Raw genomic sequence first — 4,490 nt, forward strand, 5'->3', positions numbered from 1 at the left:
ATTTTAATGCAACGCTAGTGACATTATCTATAAATCACCAATTCTATTGCATTGGTCGATAAATTTTTACCGTTTAACCCAAAAGGAAGAGCAAATCTATTTTCCAATGCTTGTCATATTTATATGTGTTAAATATAGAAAAAATTCGAGAACTATGAAATTAGTGTCGGGTGCCTATTATGTTAAATAGATAGAAGGAAAGAGAAAACCATTGTTTAGGTATAGGAGAAGTGCCAACCACAGAACTTCCGATACACTATCCCACCATATAGGAGGAGCTGAAAACAATGGTTACACTATCGTTTAATCATATTCAGGGGAAGAACGGAAGTCATTGGAACGGCTTGATAAGAGATCAACAGGCAAGTCAATATTGTATTGTAGCGATTGCTTCCGCAAAGTTTGTAAATACGGCGATATTTTACAGGAGCCATTTGAGTATGATGGATCAACGACAGACTATCAGCTGATGAAGCACCACATCGATGTGATGTGTGAAGCCTATTCACTTTCGCAAGTAATCGTTAGAATTGAAACGACTGCTCACTACTATGAAGACTTGGTTTGAAAATGCATGTCCGAGGATATATCGTTCGTATATTGAATGCGGCGACGACTGCTAGAGAAAGAGAAACTGTGTTAAATTACACGAAAACGGACCGTGTGGATCTGATGGCGATTGTCCAGTCGTTACTTCATGGGCGAGGTGGAACCAGCTTAAACTCAATACTTGACCCTTGAATCGTTAAAAACATTGACGAGAGCACGAAGAAGCCTAAAATATAGAGATTCTTCATACTCTCTCTCATGGAAATTAATAAATTCCTGCATCCATAGGCAGGAGTGTGATGTGCTTCATCCACCACAACAAAGAACTCTTCGTCAGAAAAACTATCTATATATTGTCTAAATGGTGTGTGCATTTTATTTCCCTGACTATTCACCGCTTCAGTAGAGTAGGCTCGGATTGCTGTTTGGGTAGTACAAATGACAATATCATCCGAAGGCACAATACTCCCTGCATTTGAATGATGATCACTACTGGAAACAACTCTCAAGTTAATCGTATCTCTACCATTAATATTATGTATCTCGCTTTTAAACGTTTGTGCAGCCTGATCTAATAATGTCGAAGACTGAGCTAGCCACAACACTTTAGTTCCTTTAGAAATGATATTCCTACATATCCAATTAACTGCAGTAAATGTTTTCCCACCACCCGTTGGCAAAACTAACATCGTTCCTTTGTATCCTGTTATTGGAGTGGTTAGCGTACTGGCAAGAGCACCAAACGCCTCTAATTGATGCGAAAATGGTTGTTTCTCCCCACCCGTTCTTCTCTCTTTGACTTCCTCGACTTTGTAACTTGTGTATCCAGGCATGAATATCCCCCTATATTGATCTACTTTGTAATACTCTCTATTTTTAAGATATTTAATAAAACCAATGATTACGTTAAATCATAGCGATAGGTAACCGTGCTGCTCTTTCCACTTGGTGGAGCATGAATCACTTCGTATGAAAATAATTTCAAGCTAGACATTGCCCCACATACTGAGGGATAGCTGTTTTTTAGATTCATCGCCAAATGAATATCACGTGCACATATATCACCTGTCTTTTCACCTGAAGCTTTTTCTGCTAGAAGAATCTCGGTTATAACAGTTCGGATGTCCTCTGTTTTATTAGAGCTGCTTGAGGCATTTTTAATGGTAAGCGGCCTAACTGAATCTTTAACTCGGAATTCACTTGAGAAGTTGATTAAGCGTTCGATCATGGGAATATCCTTTTTGACGGATAAAATTTCAGCTACTTTCCAAAAATACATATCGATTGTTTTCATTGGCGTGTATGTTAAATCATCAGTTGATGTTTCTTCGATAAAACTAGAAAATTCTTCTTGGTGCTGATCATAAAACGTTTGTAACTGATTAAATGAACGTTGGTTAAACTGACCAGACACCCCGTGAAGTCTTGCTGCTTCTCTAAAATATCTGTCATACGCTGGAACTACCCCATACACCCCTAATAGAATTTTTGAAGTTAGTGTATCTGTAATTTCAAGATGAGTTGATTCTTCTTCCTTCGCTTCATGCATTAATGGTTGATAAACAGCCCTTGTATCAGAAATTAATTGATTTAATATTTCTTGATCTTGCTGATTATTGAAATTCAGTACCGTACCATCAAACATAAATCGATACTTTTCTTTCTTCACGACATTTTCAATGAATTCCTTATGTATTAAATAATCCCTTTGCAGTAAAAATGAATTTCGTAACATCCCCCAACTCGCTAAATAGAATGCCAGGTGTAAACAAGCATGCTCCACAACTTTTGGTTTATCTAAATCTTTGTGATTCTCTTTAAAAAACTTGTAACAATGTTCCCAGGACTTAAACCGATGGTTGTCAAACTTTATTGTTTCATTGTGGTATGCGAACAATACTTCTTTAATCATCACTTCACCCCTAAATTATGTATTTATATCTTAGTATTCGACAATGTTATATAGTTTACCTTTATTTTCCTTAGGGGAGTAATATGGAAATTAACAAATCGAATATTCGAAAATCTCAAGTCATATATATGCAGCTTTTATCAAATCGAAAGTTTTATCTGGTTGTAGGGGATGTCAGTCTCTTAAATTGGTGCATGATGACTATTCCGATTCTTGTGTATTGATACAGAAGAAACCACCAATCAGGCTAACAGTTGATTGGTGGTTTCCTATTTTACGAAATTTTAGTGAATATCCTGATTCGAACCCATTCCTGGGAAGCAGATTTAAATAAGAATGCTATTAAAGATTACAGACATCTATGCCAGTTTGCTTCCTATATCCAATTTGGAACCAAAAGAAACGATCAAGTAAATTCACTTAATCGTCTCTATTCCTTGAAATAGCAATTTCGTCAATTTTATAATTTCATTATTCTCCCCTATATTTTTACAAACAACAACTTCGCTTGAGTGCTGTCCCTGGGTCAGACTCAAATGCGCCTCAATTTGTGGCTACCCCAGGGACACGCCGACAAGAAATCGTGCAGGCCTATCTTTAGTTGTAGTTAATTATCAGAATTTTGTATCATTGTTTCCATCCCTGGGACGTGAATTTTCAACTTCTTGCACTGTTTCTATTTGGCCAATACCTTTAATAAACGTCCGAAGATGAATTTCGGACACTGCTAGATTATATATAAGTTTAAGTGGAAACCGGACAGTCCCCAATAAAGGTGCCACCCATGGTAGATTTTTCGATCAAATTAGGTATTAAATAGAAAATAATTGTTAAAACCGATACTTTTCCAACTAAATATCTCCATAAAATCACTGTGGGTGGCACCACTAAATTTATAGGGATTCATAGGAATGAAATTTTATGAGGATTCAATTTAAACAAATCCATCCCATTCAGCTTCAAGGAAATATATTCTGCATTTTTCCAATGAATAAACTGTTTAGTTTTTTACACAGGTACCTTACAATTTACAATTTACAATTTACAATTTGGTCGATTTTTTAATCAAATTGGGGAGTAAATAGAAAATAATTGGTAAAATCAATAATACTTTCACTAAATACTCCCATTAAATTACTGTGGGTGGCACCACTATATTTATGGAAATTTATAAAAGTGATATTATATGAGTAATAAACTGAATCAAATTCGTCTCCTACAGCTTCAAATAAATTTATTATGCATATTTAATGAATAAACTGATTAGTTTTTTACACAGGCGTACGACAAAAACATTCATAATGTGAAAATATTAACAAATACCTATTAATACAGTAGGGTACATTTCAATATTATATATCAAATAATCTCCCACTTTTAGACTCAAACAATCTAGCATACATTTTAAGTGCATAAGAATCTGTCATTCCTGCAATATAATCGCATACAACTCTAGCATTAACTTTCGAGTCATTTTTTTTTAATATAGATTGTTCATATTCCGGTAATAAATTGCTATTTTCAGTTAATGCATCAAATAAATCTGAGATTATCTTTCCTCCTTTCCATTCAATTGTTTGGACTCTTTGAGTAGATATTACATTACTATGAGTTAACGCATTTAATCTATCTATTATTTCCTTTACTTCCTCTAGTAATTTCGCAGTGTATCTCATCCTATTTGATAAAAACTCATTTTCCAACTCTACCTTTATACTTGTAATAAAAAAATGAATTAAATCAGCAAAAAAATCTTTTAGTTGCATTGTAAATTGGTCATTCCTTTTATCTAAATGAGTTATTTTTCCAACTAGTTTTAATAGCAATTGATTTTCAGTAGTTTCCCATTTTAAAAACAATGTTTTTAGCTCTTCAATATCAATAAGTCTTAGCTTTATACCGTCTTGCAAATCATGTGTTGCATACGCAATATCATCAGCGATTTCAATAATAGAACACTCTAAAGTTTTTCTTTTTGTTTTATGATGGATACTTGTTTTTTTTTCAATCCTCAATTGCAATATTAAAT

General features: G+C 34.3%; 3 protein-coding genes. All 3 read right to left on the bottom strand.

The window, feature by feature from the left end; all coding sequences use genetic code 11:
- Positions 1-695 precede the first annotated feature (695 nt).
- Positions 696-1,382, bottom strand: a complete 687-nt coding sequence (locus B371_RS0101350; RefSeq protein ID WP_019412526.1) for a DEAD/DEAH box helicase — start codon at positions 1,380-1,382, stop codon at positions 696-698.
- Between the two features lie 68 nt (positions 1,383-1,450).
- Complete coding sequence (locus tag B371_RS0101355; RefSeq protein ID WP_019412527.1) at positions 1,451-2,461, bottom strand: hypothetical protein; 1,011 nt, start codon at positions 2,459-2,461, stop codon at positions 1,451-1,453.
- Between the two features lie 1,352 nt (positions 2,462-3,813).
- A partial coding sequence (locus tag B371_RS0101365; RefSeq protein ID WP_019412529.1) for a hypothetical protein occupies positions 3,814-4,490 on the bottom strand: 677 nt, incomplete at its 5' end.

Source organism: Paenisporosarcina sp. TG20 (genome assembly GCF_000286315.1).
GTDB lineage: Bacteria > Bacillota > Bacilli > Bacillales_A > Planococcaceae > Paenisporosarcina.

Coding starts and splice junctions, on each gene's coding strand:
- B371_RS0101350 (WP_019412526.1), bottom strand. CDS start 1,382: ATGCCTGGATACACAAGTTACAAAGTCGAGGAAGTCAAAGAGAGAAGA.
- B371_RS0101355 (WP_019412527.1), bottom strand. CDS start 2,461: ATGATTAAAGAAGTATTGTTCGCATACCACAATGAAACAATAAAGTTT.